This is a genomic window from Formosa algae, from assembly GCF_001439665.1.
Lineage (GTDB): Bacteria > Bacteroidota > Bacteroidia > Flavobacteriales > Flavobacteriaceae > Formosa > Formosa algae.
In genome coordinates this window covers 88,358-103,098 of the sequence record NZ_LMAK01000011.1, presented here as the reverse complement: position 1 = coordinate 103,098, position 14,741 = coordinate 88,358, and the positions used below count along the sequence as shown (strand labels likewise).

The following is a 14,741-nucleotide window of genomic DNA, read 5'->3' as shown; positions in this document are numbered from 1 at the left end:
TTTAGATAGGTAAAAAAATAGATCTTTTATTACCTTTGTTTAGTAAGTAACTATATATGAATATAAACAGAACAAGTAATCCGCGTATTGTAATTATTGGCGGAGGTTTTGCTGGTGTATCTTTGGCAAAAGTATTATCTAAACAAGATGTACAAGTTGTACTTTTAGACAAGCATAATTATCATAATTTTCAACCCTTATTATATCAAGTTTCAACTGGAGGATTAGAGCCAGATTCTATAGCGTACCCTATCAGGAAGATTCTTCAAGATTATTCTAATTTTCAGTTTAGATTGGCTAATGTTTTAGAAATTGAGCCAGACAACAATACGATTCTTACAGATATTGGCACTTTAAAATATGATTATTTAGTTATTGCTTCAGGTTCTGAAACTAATTATTTTGGAAATACATCTATTGAAAACAATAGCATGTCCATGAAAACCATTCCGCAGGCTTTAAATTTAAGAAGTTTAATTTTAGAAAATTTTGAAGAAGCCTTGTTAACATCTAATTTACAAGAGCGCAACGCATTAATGAATTTTGTAATTGTTGGAGCTGGACCAACAGGAGTTGAACTTGCTGGGGCTTTAGCAGAGATTAAAAAAGGAATTTTACCTAAAGATTATCCGGATTTAGATACCCGTTTGGCTCAAATTAATTTAGTACAATCAGGAGATCGTATTTTAAAAGAAATGAGTGAAGAGGCTTCAGAAAAGGCAGGAATGTTTTTAGAAGATTTAGGTGTTAACGTTTGGAAAAACACTCGCGTATCTAATTATGATGGGAAAGTGGTTACAACAAATACCGATGTTGTTTTTGAAACAGCAACCCTAATTTGGGCTGCTGGTGTTAAAGGTGCTACAGTAAAAGGTTTAGATGCTGATCATTTAATTTCTAGAAGTAGTAGAATTATTGTAAACGAATTTAATCAGTTAAAGTCTTATCCAAACTTATTTGCAATAGGAGATGTAGCTCAAGTAGAAACTGAAGCTACACCTTATGGTTATCCCATGATGGCCCAACCGGCAATCCAACAAGGTAAACAATTAGGACACAATTTAAAGCGCTTATTAGAGGGCTTACCATTAGAACCTTTTATTTATAAAGATAAAGGCGCAATGGCTACTGTAGGGAGAAATAAAGCAGTGGTAGATATGCCAAAGTTTAAATTTCAGGGAATTTTTGCTTGGTTTGTATGGATGTTTGTACACCTTTTCTTTTTAATTGGATTTAGAAACAGAATGATTGTTTTTGTAAATTGGGTATATAACTATATCAGGTTTGATAGAGAAGCCCGATTAATTATTCGTCCGTATAAAAAGAAATTGAAATCGGACGAATAACTATGCTTTTGGTACAAAGGTGATAGCAGCACCATTAATACAATGTCTTTTTCCTGTAGTTTTTCTTGGTCCGTCATTAAAAACATGTCCTAAATGTCCGCCACAAGTTGCGCAATGTTCCTCTGTACCGTACATTCCGCCTCCACCTTTAGAGAAGAGTACATTACCTTTTATATAGTTGTCAAAACTTGGCCATCCTGTTCCAGAATCAAATTTATCTTCACTTTTAAATAAAGGCGTTTCGCAAGCGGCACATACATAAGTCCCGTCTTCATAAATTTTATTAATCGGACTAGTAAAGGGTTGCTCGGTGCCTTCTTGTCTCAATACACGGTATTGTAAAGGGGTAAGTTGGGCTTTCCATTCAGCTTCTGTTTTTACCACGTCGTAAGTTGTGCCTTTGTCAACTTTTTTTTGTGAGAATCCGTTACACGAAAATAAACTAAAGGCTAGGCATAATATTAAAATAGGTTTCATAATACATTTGTTTTTTTTAATTGTCGTTTTATATGTTTATACTTACGAAATATTTTCACTTTAAGTTTTAACTTAACAAACTTTTAGGTATTAATCAATTAGAAAAAATGTTTATGAAATTAACATCGCGTATTTGTCTTTTGGTAAGCCTGTTTGTTTTCGCATCTTGCGCAACAAATCCATTTACAGGGAAACAAACCATGGCTTTAGTTAATAACGATAACTTATTTGCCTCATCATTTAAACAATATGATACCTTTTTAAAAGAAAATAAAATTGTTCAAGGTACCGAAGATGCTGCTCGAATTACAAGAATTGGTCAGCGTATAGCAAAAGCAGCAGAACGTTATTTAAATGCTAATGGTTATGTTGGCTATTTAGATGGTTATAAATGGGAATATAATTTAGTAGAAGACGACACTAAAAATGCTTGGTGTATGCCAGGTGGAAAGATTGTGTTTTATACTGGTATTTTACCGGTTGCACAAACAGATGCAGGCATAGCTGCTATAATGGGACACGAAGTTGCACATGCTTTAGCGAATCACGGACAGCAACGTATGAGTGCCGCTTATATACAACAAGGTATTGCCTTAACGGGGAATATTGCTCTTACAGATCAAGAAAGTAGAGATATGTTTAATACGTATTATGGTGTCGGATCAACAGTGTTAGGGACTTTACCTTTTAGTAGAAGTCATGAAGCAGAAGCCGATAGAATTGGGATTGTGTTAATGGCCATTGCGGGGTATAACCCTGAAGCAGCTCCAAAACTTTGGACACGTATGGAAACTAGTAATACACCAGAATTTTTAAGTACACACCCTGCAAATGAAAGTAGAATTTCTTCATTAGCAGCCTTAGTGCCAAGTGCCAAAGCAGAGGCTGAAAAGTTTGGGGTTACATCGTTCACAGATTAAGTTGGTAAACTATTTTTAATTCAATTCTATATCACTAGAATTTTTATTTTTCTACAATGAAAACATATCCAAAGGGGAGTAAGAAACTTTTAAATGCTTGGGCTTTTTACGATTGGGCAAATTCGGTTTACACCTTAACTATTGCATCTACAATATTTCCTATTTTTTATGGAGCCCTATTTACAACAACAGATAAACAAGTCCATATTTTTGGAACCGATATAAAAAACACGGCTTTAATTTCCTTTATAACAGCTTTTGCTTTTTTAGTTATTGCATTTTTATCGCCTATACTTTCTGGTATCGCCGATTTCATTGGTAATAAAAAAGTATTTATGAAATTTTTCTGTTACACCGGCGGTATAGCTTGTATTGGTTTAAATTGGTTCAGTCTGGATTACATTTATATCAGTTTAGTATTTTACTTTTTGGGTTTAATTGGATATTGGGGAAGTTTAGTGTTTTATAATTCATACTTACCAGATATTGCATTTCCAGAACAACAAGATAAAATTAGTGCCAAAGGTTTTTCTTTAGGTTATATAGGGAGTGTCTTATTACTGCTATTTAATTTAGCTATGGTTATGAAACCTGATCTGTTTGGTATTACAGGTACAGAAGGTGAAGCCGCTATGAAAGCCATGCGTTATTCTTTTATAACTGTTGGAATTTGGTGGATTGTTTTTAGTCAGTACACCTATTATATTTTACCTAAAGGAGCAAAAACAGGACATAAAGTAACTAAAGCTGTCTTGTTTAATGGGTTTAAAGAACTAAAACTTGTATTTGCTGATATTAAAGAAAACTTAAGACTGAAGCGTTATTTAAGAGCTTTTTTTGTTTATAGTATGGCTGTACAAACCATTATGCTTGTGGCTACATATTTTGGAGAACAAGAAGTAGATTGGGGAGGAGATCAAGAAAAAACCATGGGACTTATTGTTAGTATTTTGGTTATACAGATTGTCGCTATATTAGGAGCAGTTTTAACTTCTAAAGCATCTGCTAAGTTTGGAAACATACAAACACTTATTGTGATTAATTTTATTTGGATGTGTTTATGCTTTTACGGTTATTTTGTAGAAACACCTACGCAATTTTATATTACAGCTATGTTTGTTGGATTGGTTATGGGCGGAATACAAGCTTTATCTAGATCGACATATTCCAAATTTTTACCAGAAACAAATGATACAACATCGTATTTTAGTTTCTTTGATGTTGCAGAAAAAATAGGAATTGTAATTGGAATGGTAATATATGGAAGTATTGACCAATTAACAGGAAGCATGCGAAATGCAATTTTATTCTTATTTATATTCTTTTTAATTGGGATAATACTGTTATATAGAGTTCCTAAACATGAAACATCTTAGTTTTTATTTTTATACGCTTTAATCATTTTTAATGCAGTTGTGTGTGTGCTTCCAGTTGCTTTTTCATAATCAGAAGGAACATCATTGGCACCATTTTTAATCCCTTGATAAATTCCAGCAATTATCGTCCCGATAAAATCACCTAATGCGGCTTGTCGTTCAGCTAAATAATCTTCTTCTGAAACAGATTTAAAAGTTAATTTAGTTCCATACACTTCATTGATGTAATCTGCCAATTGGGTTTGTGTAATAGCTTCGCCCACCAGATTATAAGTTTGTCCGTTGTGTTTTTCTTCTGTTAACATTTTTGTGTATGCATAGCCTAACTCTTGCCGACTGGTGTAAGTACATTTTCCTTCTCCAGCGCAGTTTCTTATTTCGCCGTCTTCAATATAAGTCTCTAAATATTCTAAATCGGGTTCAATGTATATTCCATTTCTACCAATTACATAATCCAATCCTGAAGCAATGACGTCTTCTTCGGTTTGTTTATTAGTCTGTACAATGGGACTAAAGGCATTTCCCTTTTCAGCTCCTACAATACTGGTGTAAACTATTTTTTTCACGCCATTTATTTTTGCCGCTTCAATTACATTTCTGTGTTGGATAATGCGTTTTTGTGGTTCGTCCATCCCCGAAACTAAAAGTAACGTATCTATGCCTTGAAGTGCCTCTTCAAAATCTTCACGATTATTATAATCGCCTTTTCTAATTTCGACGCCCAAGTGCTCGGCTCTTGCTGGTGTTCTTGCAATGCCAATTACATTTTCTTTTCCTATGTCTTGAATTAAATGCTGTACGATGGATGCACCTAATTTTCCGCTTGCTGATGTTACTGCTATTTTCATGTTTTAAATTTTGTTTTCAGTTAGTATTTTAATGGCTTTTTCGTTCTGAATGCACACTATTTCAAATACCTACAAATTTATAATTCTAAAAGGAATAAAAACGGAGTGTAGTTTAGTACTATTGTCATCATTCTAATGGCAAATCTTCAGAAATATGATTGAGCATATCTATATTCACGGTGCCACTTTGTAATCTCGTTTTTAAAATAGGAATTAATGCAAAGTTTGCGATTTTCATTACTATAAGTTTCTCGTAATTTTTCTTTAAAAACGTCTTTTACATTGTGCTTTTTAAGGCTTCTAATTCTTTTTCTAAAGTTTCAGCTTTCTCTTGAATTTTTTGCATGGCATTTTTTAATTGCCCTACTTTTTTAATTAATTCATCGTCTTGCAGGGCTTGGTAACTCACTTTGCCATGTGTTTCTTTAATTTTACATTTGCCGCCACATGTTGGGCATTCTGCTACTTTACTCATTTTTAGTCTTGTTTTAAATGGTCAATAATTCCTGTTAAAAATACCGTTTTTAAAGGCCGTTCTGGTTGGTTTTCATACCCTACGATAATCGAACTATGCACAATCATCTTTTCGAAATCTACCACTAGGGTTAAATAATCTTTTTTACCGGTTTCATGCCAATTTATTAAATAGGAATGTTCACTAAGTTTACGCGAGCGATACGGTATGTTGGTATTACCATTACCTTTTTTAGGCCCCAGAATCCATTCGTATTCAGCTTTACCATCACTAAATGACATATGTAATGCTTTTCCGTCTTGATACTGGAAGTTAAACGAATAGCCATCTAAAAAGTGTTCTGCTTCTCCAAATTTGAAAGCAGTATGTTCTGTTTGATTTTGAGCAAAAACCTGTCCTAAACCTAATACGGCTAAACACATAAGTGTTATAAATTTTGTCTTCATTGCAATTAATTTTAAAGTGATACTTAAAAGTTGAATGTATCGTTCTCACTATTATTTCTTATCCAGCTACTAATTTGTTAAAAAGGTAGTTGCAGTAATTCCATACAAAATTGCGCCGATTTAATTAAAAACAGCTGATACAAGTGAAGCTAAAAATGGTAAATGTGGGAATTATTGGTTGACTTCAGATTTAAAAACCTTCGGACTTACGCCAGTATTTTTTTTAAAAAACTTTGTGAAGTTGGTCACTTCGTCAAATCCCATTTCGAAAGCAATCTCTTTAATACTTTGCTTAGTTGTAATGATGTTGCGCTTGGCTTCTAACACTACATAATTATCAATATACACTTTGGCAGTATTTAAGGTGATATTTTTAACCAATTGATTAAGAAGTTTACGCGAAATAGATAACATTTCGGAGTAATCTTGGACATTTCGAGTGGTCGTGAAATGGTTTTCTACTAGGTTTTTAAAAGCAATAAATACATCTAAATGCTTCGGATTGTAATTTTCGAACACTTTAGTTTTAGCATGTCTTTCTAGTTGAAGCAGATAGATGTTAATTACAGACGCGATGATGTTTTTCTGGGTCACCGAGTTGTCTTCTTGTATTTCACTTTTTAATTGACTTAGAAAGGTTTCGTTTAGAGAAATTTCATTTGAAATAGGAGAGAAGAGGTAGTGGTTGTATAAGTGTGAAATGAGATTAATAGACGATTTTGAAAAATAATGAAGCACAAAACTTTCGGTAAATAAGATTAAATAGCCTTGGTAATTTGGATTCTTTTGAAAAGCATGCACTTGACCTTTAGCAATTTTTAAAACGGTTCCTGACTTTATTTCATAATCTATTAAATCTATTTGATGGCTGCCTGTACCTTGGGTAACAACCAATAAGGCAAAAAACGAAATTCTATGAGGTTGCGTTGGATTATGGTCTTCTACGTGTGATAATTTGTCAAATAAGGTTGTAAGGTTGATGAACTCAAAATCTGTAGTGTTTTCGTCTTTTTGAAATGTTATGTTAGGTATGTTTTTCAAGGTATTAATATTTTGAAAACAGGGTGTTTTATAGCTAATTTAAATTAATAATGAAAAAATTTCATTTAATTAGAACGGTTTAAGTTACTGTTTTTAATTCTCTTGCTGCTAGCGGCAAGAGAATTAATTTTTACAGACCTAAATGGAGATAGCTATATTACCATTTCGATTTTAGCCCAAAATATAATCTAATTCCGGCTTTAATATTTAGTATTAAAGTGAGTTATGTTAGTTTTTACTCCATTTCTATGCTCCCAGAACCAGACACTTTAGTATCTTCTTGTTTAGGATTTCCTCTATATACAATATCACCAGAACCAGATACTCGAGCTTTAATATGCTCTGTAGATACAACAGCAGCATCTCCAGAACCTGTAACCGTAACCTCGGTGTTTTGTGAGTCTAAATCAAAGCCGTGAAAATCTCCTGATCCCGTAACACTAACATCTAACTTTTCTGTTTTACCTTTTAAAGTTAAATCCCCTGAACCCGTAACACTTCCTTTGATTTCGCTCGTCATGACATCTAAAATAACATCTCCAGAACCCGTGATACTGGCTTTTAAATTATCTGTTTCTATCGTATCCTGATTGTATAAATCTCCAGAGCCGGTTAATGATACTTTAGAAATTTTTTCGAATGGAATGGTAATAATAATATCATTATTTATGGTTCTAATATTTACGCCATCTTGAATCTTTACAACCAACACATCGTTATGGACTTCCGTTATAACATACTCTAACAAATTAGATTCTCCTTGTAGAGTAATGTCACCTTCTGTACCTTTTACAAGTATAAAATCCATAGAGCCAGAACATGAAATATCGTCGTATGTATCTGTCGTTCTTTTAGTCGTAACAACATCTCCGTTGCCACTTATACTGTTAGTGCTGTATTGCGCACAAGAGGTTAATGATAAGGCTAGTACACCAAGTATACTTACGCTTTTTAAAATAACTGTTTTCATTTTTAGATTGATTTGATGATTAGTTTTTTATGAATGATACGCTTCCGTAATCTGAATTAATTTTTACAGTGTTTCCTGAGTTTGCACGACCGTAATACCCTTTATAATATTTGTCGCTAGATTCAATACGTTTTGAGCTAAATTCGAATCCGTCTTGATCTCTTAAATCGGCATACTCTAAATCCAATTCAAAGTCGAAAACATACTTAGGATCGTAACCAATTTTTATACCGACATAATCTGAGTCTATGCGTACATTATTGGCATTAGCTGTCATGTTTTTAATTTTTATAGAGCCATAATCGGCATCAATGTGAACCGATTTATAAACATCGCCAATAACCACGGTTAAATAATCGCCTTCACCTTTAAAATTGTTAACCATATCTATGGTCATACTTCCGTAATCACAATTATAGGTTACGTTTTCACCTATTTCAACTTTACTATTAGTATAATCGGCTTCAATAAGTAGGTCTTTGGTTTTGGCAACTGTAAAGCCACTATAATCTGCATTAATGGTACCGCTTTTAATGTATTCAAAATAGGAGTTAGAGGTGTAATCAAATTCTATTTCATTATTATCTGCCATTAATTCTTTGGTTGTAATTTTACCATAATCGCAATTAATTTTTGCACGACCTTCAAGTTTATCTAAATTAATTGCGCCATAGTCGTTACTTAAATTTACACTGTTAGTAATGGGGATCTTGACAATGTAATTAATTTTCATATTCACATTACTCGAACCAGTCCAATCCCACCATTTAGATTTTGTTTTACTAAACAGAGTTTTGGCAGATACAAAACTTGGTGTAGCATTAAACTCTACAGTAATATCTTCTAATTTATTCTGAACTTTTTCAGAGTCGTTTCCGTTAGTTGTAATGGTAATTTCAAAAACAATACGATTTTCATTCCATGTAATAACATCTACATTTCCGTAACTATTATCTATACTTAAAGTCGCATTACTATTAACATTAAACTCTTTTTTTATTACTTTTTTCCTTGTGTGTTTTGCTTTAACTGGTGTGTTTGCCAATGCCATAAAAGGTATGAGTAAGAGTAAAAAGATGATGTTATATGGTGTTCTTGTTTTCATTTGATATATTTTTTAATTGTTTTACAGTATCTATAGTTTCTAAAACAGTCTCTAAGATTTCAATCCGGTTTTGAAAATTTGCAATCATGGCATAAATCACGCGTTTATCATGACCACTCTTGTTTAAATCTTGTTTTAGGTTATTATAATCGGTTTCAAGAATATTTAATTGTTTTAAAGCATCTTGTATTAATGGTTGTACTTCTGGAGCATTTTCTTTTTCTAATTCTTTTAATTCCTGAGCAATTGTAGCGTTAAAAAAACTTTGTGTTTTTGCCATTTCTGGAGATACACTTGCTAAATCTGTGGGATTGTCTTCTGTTTGAAAGGCAAAGGTTAACGTTAATAACAGTATTACTGTTGCTGCTACTTCCATTATGGGTTTAATGAAGGAGTAGCTATTTTTAATTGCAGTAGGTTGTTTTACGGTATTCTGATGTTTTAATTTAGCTAAAAACCGATCTTCATGATGGGCATTAGGTTCTTCAACATCAAAATCGTGTTGTAACGTCTTAAAAAGATCATCTAATTTATCTTCTGGTATCATAATCTTTATCTTTTAAACTACCTGTTGTAATTTTTGTCTTAAACTTTCTTTAGCTCTAGAAACTGTCGTTCTACAATTGGCATAACTCACATTCATAATACTAGACATTTCTTCGTAATCGTAACCTTCAATCAAATGTAAGGTTAGTGCTATTCTGTAATTATCTTTCAGCGTATTCATGGTTTGCATGACTTGCTTGGCTTGTGCTTTAGCATCATTATCCTGATTTAAATCGACTGTTGTGTCTTCAACTTTATACATTACCGTATCAAAAGGCACATCTTCATACGTATGGTTTTTATTAAAGTGCTGTATACTATTATTCACAACAATGCGCTTTAACCAAGCTCCGAATGTTTTTATATCTTTTAAAGTCTCTAACTTAGTAAAGGCCTTTAAAAAAGATTCTTGCATAATATCTTCGGCTTCAAAACTGTTTTTTACAATTCTAAAAGACGTATTATACATGGCTTTATAATATCTGTTATAAACCTCCAATTGTGCCGATTGGTCTCCAGATTTACAACGTGTTATAAGTGTATCGATATGTGGATTGGTTGGTAACAACTACAAAAATTTCATTTGGTTTAATATATAGATGAAGGTATTCATTAATTGTTACAGTTTTAGAAATAAAAGTTTTTCAATTTCATATTAGCTTGGCATATTAATTGAAAAATAGATACTGATTATTTTTAGGAACATAGCGTTAATAGGCTAATATTAAAGCATGTAATTAAATATTAAAAGCATTATAAACATAAAACAATCTGTAATACGTGTTATTGTATGACAGATTGACTTAAATATATATATGAAAAAATCTAATTTTTTAAGTCTTGACAGTTTGTCATTTCAAGAGTTTGATGAGAATTCAGAATTAATACCTTTAATGACTCCAGAAGATGAAGAAGCCATAAATAAAGAAGAACTTCCAGAAGTTTTACCAATATTGTCTTTACGTAATACTGTGTTATTTCCTGGTGTTGTCATTCCTATTACTGCTGGCAGAGATAAATCTATTAAACTTATAAACGATGCCAATAAAAATGGTAAAGTAATAGGTGTTGTGTCTCAGAAAGACGAAAATGTAGAAGACCCAGAAGCTAAAGATATCTACGAAACTGGAACTGTAGCTCGTATTTTAAGAGTTCTAAAAATGCCTGACGGTAATACAACGGTTATTATACAAGGTAAAAAACGCTTTAAGATTAAAGAAGTGACTTCTGAAGAGCCTTACTTAACAGCTACTATTTCTGAAGTTCCTGAGGTAAGACCGGAAAAGAAAAACAAAGAGTTTGATGCTATTATAGATTCTATTAAAGAATTATCACTTCAAATTATTAAAGAAAGCCCGAGTATTCCAACAGAGGCCTCTTTTGCTATTAAGAATATTGAAAGCAATTCGTTTTTAATCAACTTTGTAGCTTCTAATATGAACTTAACCGTAAAGGAAAAGCAAAGTCTTCTTGAGGCAAACGACCTTAAAGAACGTGCTTTAGAAACTTTACGTTATATGAATGTTGAGTTTCAAAAATTAGAGCTTAAAAACGACATACAGTTAAAGGTTCAAAGCGATATGAACCAACAACAACGCGAATATTTCTTACATCAACAAATGAAAACCATTCAAGAAGAATTGGGTGGCGTGAGTTATGAAGAAGAAGTTGAAGAGATGCGCGCGCGTTCTAAAAAGAAAAAATGGAACGAAACCATCTCTAAACATTTTGAAAAGGAATTAGCTAAAATGCAACGTATGAATCCGCAAGTTGCGGAATATTCTATACAACGTAATTATTTAGATTTATTTTTAGATTTACCTTGGGAGCAATTTAGTAAAGATAAATTTGATTTAAAACGTGCACAACGTATTTTAGATCGCGATCACTATGGTTTAGAAGATGTTAAGCGTCGTATTATTGAATATCTTGCCGTTCTAAAATTACGTAACGATATGAAATCTCCTATTTTATGTCTGTACGGACCTCCAGGTGTTGGTAAAACATCTTTAGGAAAATCTATAGCAGAAGCTTTAGGTCGCGAATATGTTCGTGTATCTTTAGGGGGTTTACGTGATGAAGCAGAAATACGCGGACATAGAAAAACATACATTGGTGCTATGCCAGGACGTATTTTACAAAGTCTTAAAAAAGCAGGAACCTCTAATCCTGTGTTTGTTTTAGATGAGATTGATAAACTATCTAACTCGCACCAAGGCGATCCATCTTCAGCATTATTAGAAGTTTTAGATCCAGAACAAAACAGTGCTTTTCATGATAATTTCTTAGAATTAGGTTACGATTTGTCTAAAGTAATGTTTGTGGCAACCTCTAACAGCCTTAATTCTATTCAGCCGGCTTTATTAGACCGTATGGAAATTATAAACGTTACAGGTTATACTATAGAAGAAAAAGTAGAAATTGCTAAGCGTCACTTACTACCTAAGCAAATTAAAGAACACGGGTTAACAGACAAAGATGTTAAAATAGGGAAGCCGCAATTAGAAAAAATAGTTGAAGGGTATACTAGAGAATCTGGAGTACGTGGACTAGAAAAACAAATTGCAAAAATGGTGCGTTATGTTGCAAAAAACATTGCTTTAGAAGAAGAATACAATGTAAAAATCTCTAATGAAGATATTATTGAAGTTTTAGGCGGACCAAAATTAGAACGCGATAAATACGAAAACAATAATGTAGCTGGTGTGGTTACAGGTTTGGCCTGGACACGTGTTGGTGGAGATATTTTATTTATAGAATCTATTTTATCTAAAGGAAAAGGAAACTTAAGCATTACGGGTAATTTAGGTAAAGTCATGAAAGAATCGGCTACCATTGCTATGGAATATATTAAAGCCAATGCTGAAGAATTAGACTTAAACCCAGATGTTTTCGATAAATATAATGTACACATTCACGTGCCAGAAGGTGCAACGCCTAAAGATGGTCCAAGTGCAGGTGTAACCATGTTAACCTCTTTAGTCTCTTTATTTACACAGCGTAAAGTAAAAAGTAGTTTAGCCATGACAGGAGAAATTACATTACGTGGTAAAGTGTTACCTGTTGGCGGAATAAAAGAAAAAATTCTTGCTGCAAAACGTGCTAAGATTAAAGAAATCATGTTATGTGAAGATAACAGACGCGATATTGAAGAAATAAAGCAAGAGTATTTAAAAGGACTAACATTCCATTATGTCACAGATATGAGTGATGTTTTAAAGTTCGCTTTAACAGAAGAGAAAGTGAAAAATGCCAAAACTTTATAGTTTTAAAATAAAGCAGTTACCTTAATATATAAGTAAAAAGCATCCAAAGCAATATACGCTTGGATGCTTTTTTTTAGAGTGAAGTCAATGTATATACATGGTATCACGGTTTCGACATCAATTTTGGAGTCTGAAAAATATAATTGATAAATCGACGTTTTAAACTTAAGATTTATTTAATTTGCATCTGTATGAGGCGAAAATTAGCATTATTTTTTATGGGTTGTTGTAGTTATGTCGCATCCGCACAATTGGGTGGTGAGTCAACTTATCAATTTCTAAATTTAGTGTCTTCCCCACGCCAAGCGGCTTTAGGTGGTAAAGTGCTTACCAATGTCGACTACGATGTCACTCAAGCACTATACAATCCAGCAACCATTAATGTTGAAATGGATAATCAGCTCGCTTTAAATTACACCAGTCATTTAGGAGCCGTTAGTTATGGTACTGCAGCATATGCTTATACTTACGACAGGCGTACACAAACCATACATGGAGGTATTACCTATGTAAATTATGGTGAGTTTCAAGGATACGATGAAGACGGAAATGAAACCGGAACATTTAGTGGAAATGAAGCAGCGCTATCTTTAGGTTATGCAACACGTGTAGGTGGTTCAGATTTTTATGTAGGTGCCAATGTAAAATTTATCTCTTCATCTTTAGAGCAATATTCGTCTATAGGAGCCGCCATGGATTTTGGTATTCTTTATATGGATAAAAAATTAAACTTTAATGCCGCTTTAGTTGTTCGAAACTTTGGAACACAAATTACAACTTATGCAGGTTTAAATGAACCTTTACCATTTGAAGTGGATTTAGGGTTTTCTCAAAAGTTAGAAAATGTGCCTATTCGTTGGCATGTCACTTTCGAGAATTTACAAGAATGGCCCATTGCTGTGTCAAATCCATCGCGTGTAGAAAGTGATTTAGAAGGAAATCAAACCGAAGAAGACGTTACGTTTTTACAAAACATAACACGTCGTACAATTTTAGGTGCAGAATTATTTCCGGACAGTGGTTTTAATATCAGATTGGGGTATAGTTTTAGAAGAGGCGAGGAGTTAAGAATAGTTGATGAGCGTAATTTCTCAGGTCTATCTGCAGGAATCGCAATTAAAATGAATAAAATGCGATTTAGTTATACCTATGCCAAATATTCAAGTGCGGCAAGTTCTAGCTATTTCGGAATTAATATAGATTTACAATAATGAAACAAATTACAATTGCTATTGACGGATTTTCGTCAACAGGAAAAAGTACTATCGCTAAGTTAATAGCAAAATCTTTAGGATATATATATGTAGATTCAGGAGCCATGTATCGTGCCATTACTTTTTTTGCCATGAAAAACGGGTTAATTTCTACAGAACATTTTAATCGGGAAACTTTAATTTCAGAATTACCAAATGCAAAAGTCTCATTTACGTTTAACGATGCATTAGGTTTTGCAGAAGTATATTTAAATAATGAAAATATAGAAAAAGACATTCGTACACTAGAAGTCTCTAATTTAGTAAGTATTGTTGCTGCAGTTCCAGAAGTTAGAGCGCAGTTAGTAAAGATCCAGAAAGCAATAGGAAAACATAAAGCTGTTGTAATGGATGGGCGAGATATTGGAACCGTTGTGTTTCCAGATGCCGAACTTAAAATATTCATGACTGCATCTGCAGAAACTCGTGCTTTACGACGTTATAATGAATTAAAAAATAATGGCGAAAACATTACGTTTGAAGCTGTATTTGAAAATGTTCAAAAACGCGATCATTTAGATAGTACAAGAGAAGACTCGCCTTTAATTCAAGCAGAAGATGCTATAGCCATAGATAATTCTAACGCGACTATTGAAGAGCAATATCAAAACATTTTAAAATTAGCTAACACCATTATAGCGAGCTAATAAAAAAAGAGCAATCGAATAGATT

General features: G+C 33.0%; 15 protein-coding genes. 6 read left to right on the top strand and 9 right to left on the bottom strand.

Annotated features, from left to right (window positions below; all coding sequences use genetic code 11):
• Window positions 1–56: 56 nt before the first annotated feature.
• The gene (locus tag AST99_RS04005; protein ID WP_057779404.1) at window positions 57–1,346 is read left to right on the top strand and encodes an NAD(P)/FAD-dependent oxidoreductase; all 1,290 of its coding nucleotides are present in this window, start codon (window positions 57–59) and stop codon (window positions 1,344–1,346) included.
• Here the strand turns inward: AST99_RS04005 and msrB are convergent, their stop codons facing one another.
• Window positions 1,347–1,823, bottom strand: coding sequence for a peptide-methionine (R)-S-oxide reductase MsrB (gene msrB, locus AST99_RS04000; protein WP_057779403.1), 477 nt, complete (start codon window positions 1,821–1,823; stop codon window positions 1,347–1,349).
• A gap of 113 nt (window positions 1,824–1,936) precedes the next feature.
• Here msrB and AST99_RS03995 point away from each other — a divergent pair, with 113 nt between their 5' ends.
• Window positions 1,937–2,743 (top strand): M48 family metallopeptidase, encoded by an 807-nt coding sequence (locus tag AST99_RS03995; protein WP_057779669.1) that lies wholly within the window; start codon window positions 1,937–1,939, stop codon window positions 2,741–2,743.
• A gap of 56 nt (window positions 2,744–2,799) precedes the next feature.
• Window positions 2,800–4,119: an MFS transporter gene (locus AST99_RS03990; protein ID WP_057779400.1), complete on the top strand. Its 1,320-nt coding sequence runs from the start codon at window positions 2,800–2,802 to the stop codon at window positions 4,117–4,119.
• On the opposite strand, the gene AST99_RS03985 is transcribed toward AST99_RS03990, so the two are convergent.
• The 8 genes from AST99_RS03985 to AST99_RS03950 form a co-directional block, all read right to left on the bottom strand.
• A complete protein-coding gene (locus AST99_RS03985; protein ID WP_057779398.1) occupies window positions 4,116–4,967 on the bottom strand; it encodes an SDR family oxidoreductase in 852 nt (283 codons plus the stop codon). The genes AST99_RS03990 and AST99_RS03985 overlap by 4 nt on opposite strands.
• Before the next feature lie 277 nt (window positions 4,968–5,244).
• Complete coding sequence (locus tag AST99_RS03980; protein ID WP_057779396.1) at window positions 5,245–5,442, bottom strand: hypothetical protein; 198 nt, start codon at window positions 5,440–5,442, stop codon at window positions 5,245–5,247.
• Window positions 5,443–5,444: 2 nt separating this feature from the next.
• Window positions 5,445–5,888, bottom strand: coding sequence for a MoaF-related domain-containing protein (locus AST99_RS03975; RefSeq protein WP_057779394.1), 444 nt, complete (start codon window positions 5,886–5,888; stop codon window positions 5,445–5,447).
• Between the two features lie 171 nt (window positions 5,889–6,059).
• A complete protein-coding gene (locus AST99_RS03970) occupies window positions 6,060–6,929 on the bottom strand; it encodes an AraC family transcriptional regulator (protein WP_057779392.1) in 870 nt (289 codons plus the stop codon).
• A 235-nt stretch (window positions 6,930–7,164) separates the two neighbouring features.
• Window positions 7,165–7,899, bottom strand: a complete 735-nt coding sequence (locus AST99_RS03965; protein ID WP_057779390.1) for a head GIN domain-containing protein — start codon at window positions 7,897–7,899, stop codon at window positions 7,165–7,167.
• Between the two features lie 19 nt (window positions 7,900–7,918).
• On the bottom strand, window positions 7,919–9,004 hold the full coding sequence (locus AST99_RS03960) for a hypothetical protein (RefSeq protein WP_057779389.1): 1,086 nt from the start codon (window positions 9,002–9,004) through the stop codon (window positions 7,919–7,921).
• Window positions 8,982–9,551 carry a hypothetical protein gene (locus AST99_RS03955; protein ID WP_057779387.1) on the bottom strand — a complete coding sequence of 190 codons (570 nt, stop codon included), beginning with the start codon at window positions 9,549–9,551 and terminating at the stop codon, window positions 8,982–8,984. Before AST99_RS03955 ends, AST99_RS03960 begins: the two co-directional genes overlap by 23 nt.
• 12 nt (window positions 9,552–9,563) lie before the next feature.
• On the bottom strand, window positions 9,564–10,118 hold the full coding sequence (locus AST99_RS03950) for an RNA polymerase sigma factor (RefSeq protein WP_057779385.1): 555 nt from the start codon (window positions 10,116–10,118) through the stop codon (window positions 9,564–9,566).
• A 247-nt stretch (window positions 10,119–10,365) separates the two neighbouring features.
• On the opposite strand from AST99_RS03950, the gene lon reads away from it, so the two are divergent.
• The 3 genes from lon to cmk all read left to right on the top strand — a co-directional run bounded on the left by lon (window position 10,366) and on the right by cmk (window position 14,716).
• A complete protein-coding gene (gene lon, locus AST99_RS03945) occupies window positions 10,366–12,816 on the top strand; it encodes an endopeptidase La (protein WP_057779384.1) in 2,451 nt (816 codons plus the stop codon).
• 191 nt (window positions 12,817–13,007) lie between these two features.
• Complete coding sequence (gene porQ / locus AST99_RS03940; RefSeq protein ID WP_057779382.1) at window positions 13,008–14,027, top strand: type IX secretion system protein PorQ; 1,020 nt, start codon at window positions 13,008–13,010, stop codon at window positions 14,025–14,027.
• Window positions 14,027–14,716, top strand: coding sequence for a (d)CMP kinase (cmk, locus tag AST99_RS03935; protein WP_057779380.1), 690 nt, complete (start codon window positions 14,027–14,029; stop codon window positions 14,714–14,716). Before porQ ends, cmk begins: the two co-directional genes overlap by 1 nt.
• Window positions 14,717–14,741: the final 25 nt, after the last annotated feature.

Coding starts and splice junctions, on each gene's coding strand:
- AST99_RS04005 (WP_057779404.1), top strand. CDS start 57: ATGAATATAAACAGAACAAGTAATCCGCGTATTGTAATTATTGGCGGA.
- msrB (WP_057779403.1), bottom strand. CDS start 1,823: ATGAAACCTATTTTAATATTATGCCTAGCCTTTAGTTTATTTTCGTGT.
- AST99_RS03995 (WP_057779669.1), top strand. CDS start 1,937: ATGAAATTAACATCGCGTATTTGTCTTTTGGTAAGCCTGTTTGTTTTC.
- AST99_RS03990 (WP_057779400.1), top strand. CDS start 2,800: ATGAAAACATATCCAAAGGGGAGTAAGAAACTTTTAAATGCTTGGGCT.
- AST99_RS03985 (WP_057779398.1), bottom strand. CDS start 4,967: ATGAAAATAGCAGTAACATCAGCAAGCGGAAAATTAGGTGCATCCATC.
- AST99_RS03980 (WP_057779396.1), bottom strand. CDS start 5,442: ATGAGTAAAGTAGCAGAATGCCCAACATGTGGCGGCAAATGTAAAATT.
- AST99_RS03975 (WP_057779394.1), bottom strand. CDS start 5,888: ATGAAGACAAAATTTATAACACTTATGTGTTTAGCCGTATTAGGTTTA.
- AST99_RS03965 (WP_057779390.1), bottom strand. CDS start 7,899: ATGAAAACAGTTATTTTAAAAAGCGTAAGTATACTTGGTGTACTAGCC.
- AST99_RS03960 (WP_057779389.1), bottom strand. CDS start 9,004: ATGAAAACAAGAACACCATATAACATCATCTTTTTACTCTTACTCATA.
- AST99_RS03955 (WP_057779387.1), bottom strand. CDS start 9,551: ATGATACCAGAAGATAAATTAGATGATCTTTTTAAGACGTTACAACAC.
- lon (WP_057779384.1), top strand. CDS start 10,366: ATGAAAAAATCTAATTTTTTAAGTCTTGACAGTTTGTCATTTCAAGAG.
- porQ (WP_057779382.1), top strand. CDS start 13,008: ATGAGGCGAAAATTAGCATTATTTTTTATGGGTTGTTGTAGTTATGTC.
- cmk (WP_057779380.1), top strand. CDS start 14,027: ATGAAACAAATTACAATTGCTATTGACGGATTTTCGTCAACAGGAAAA.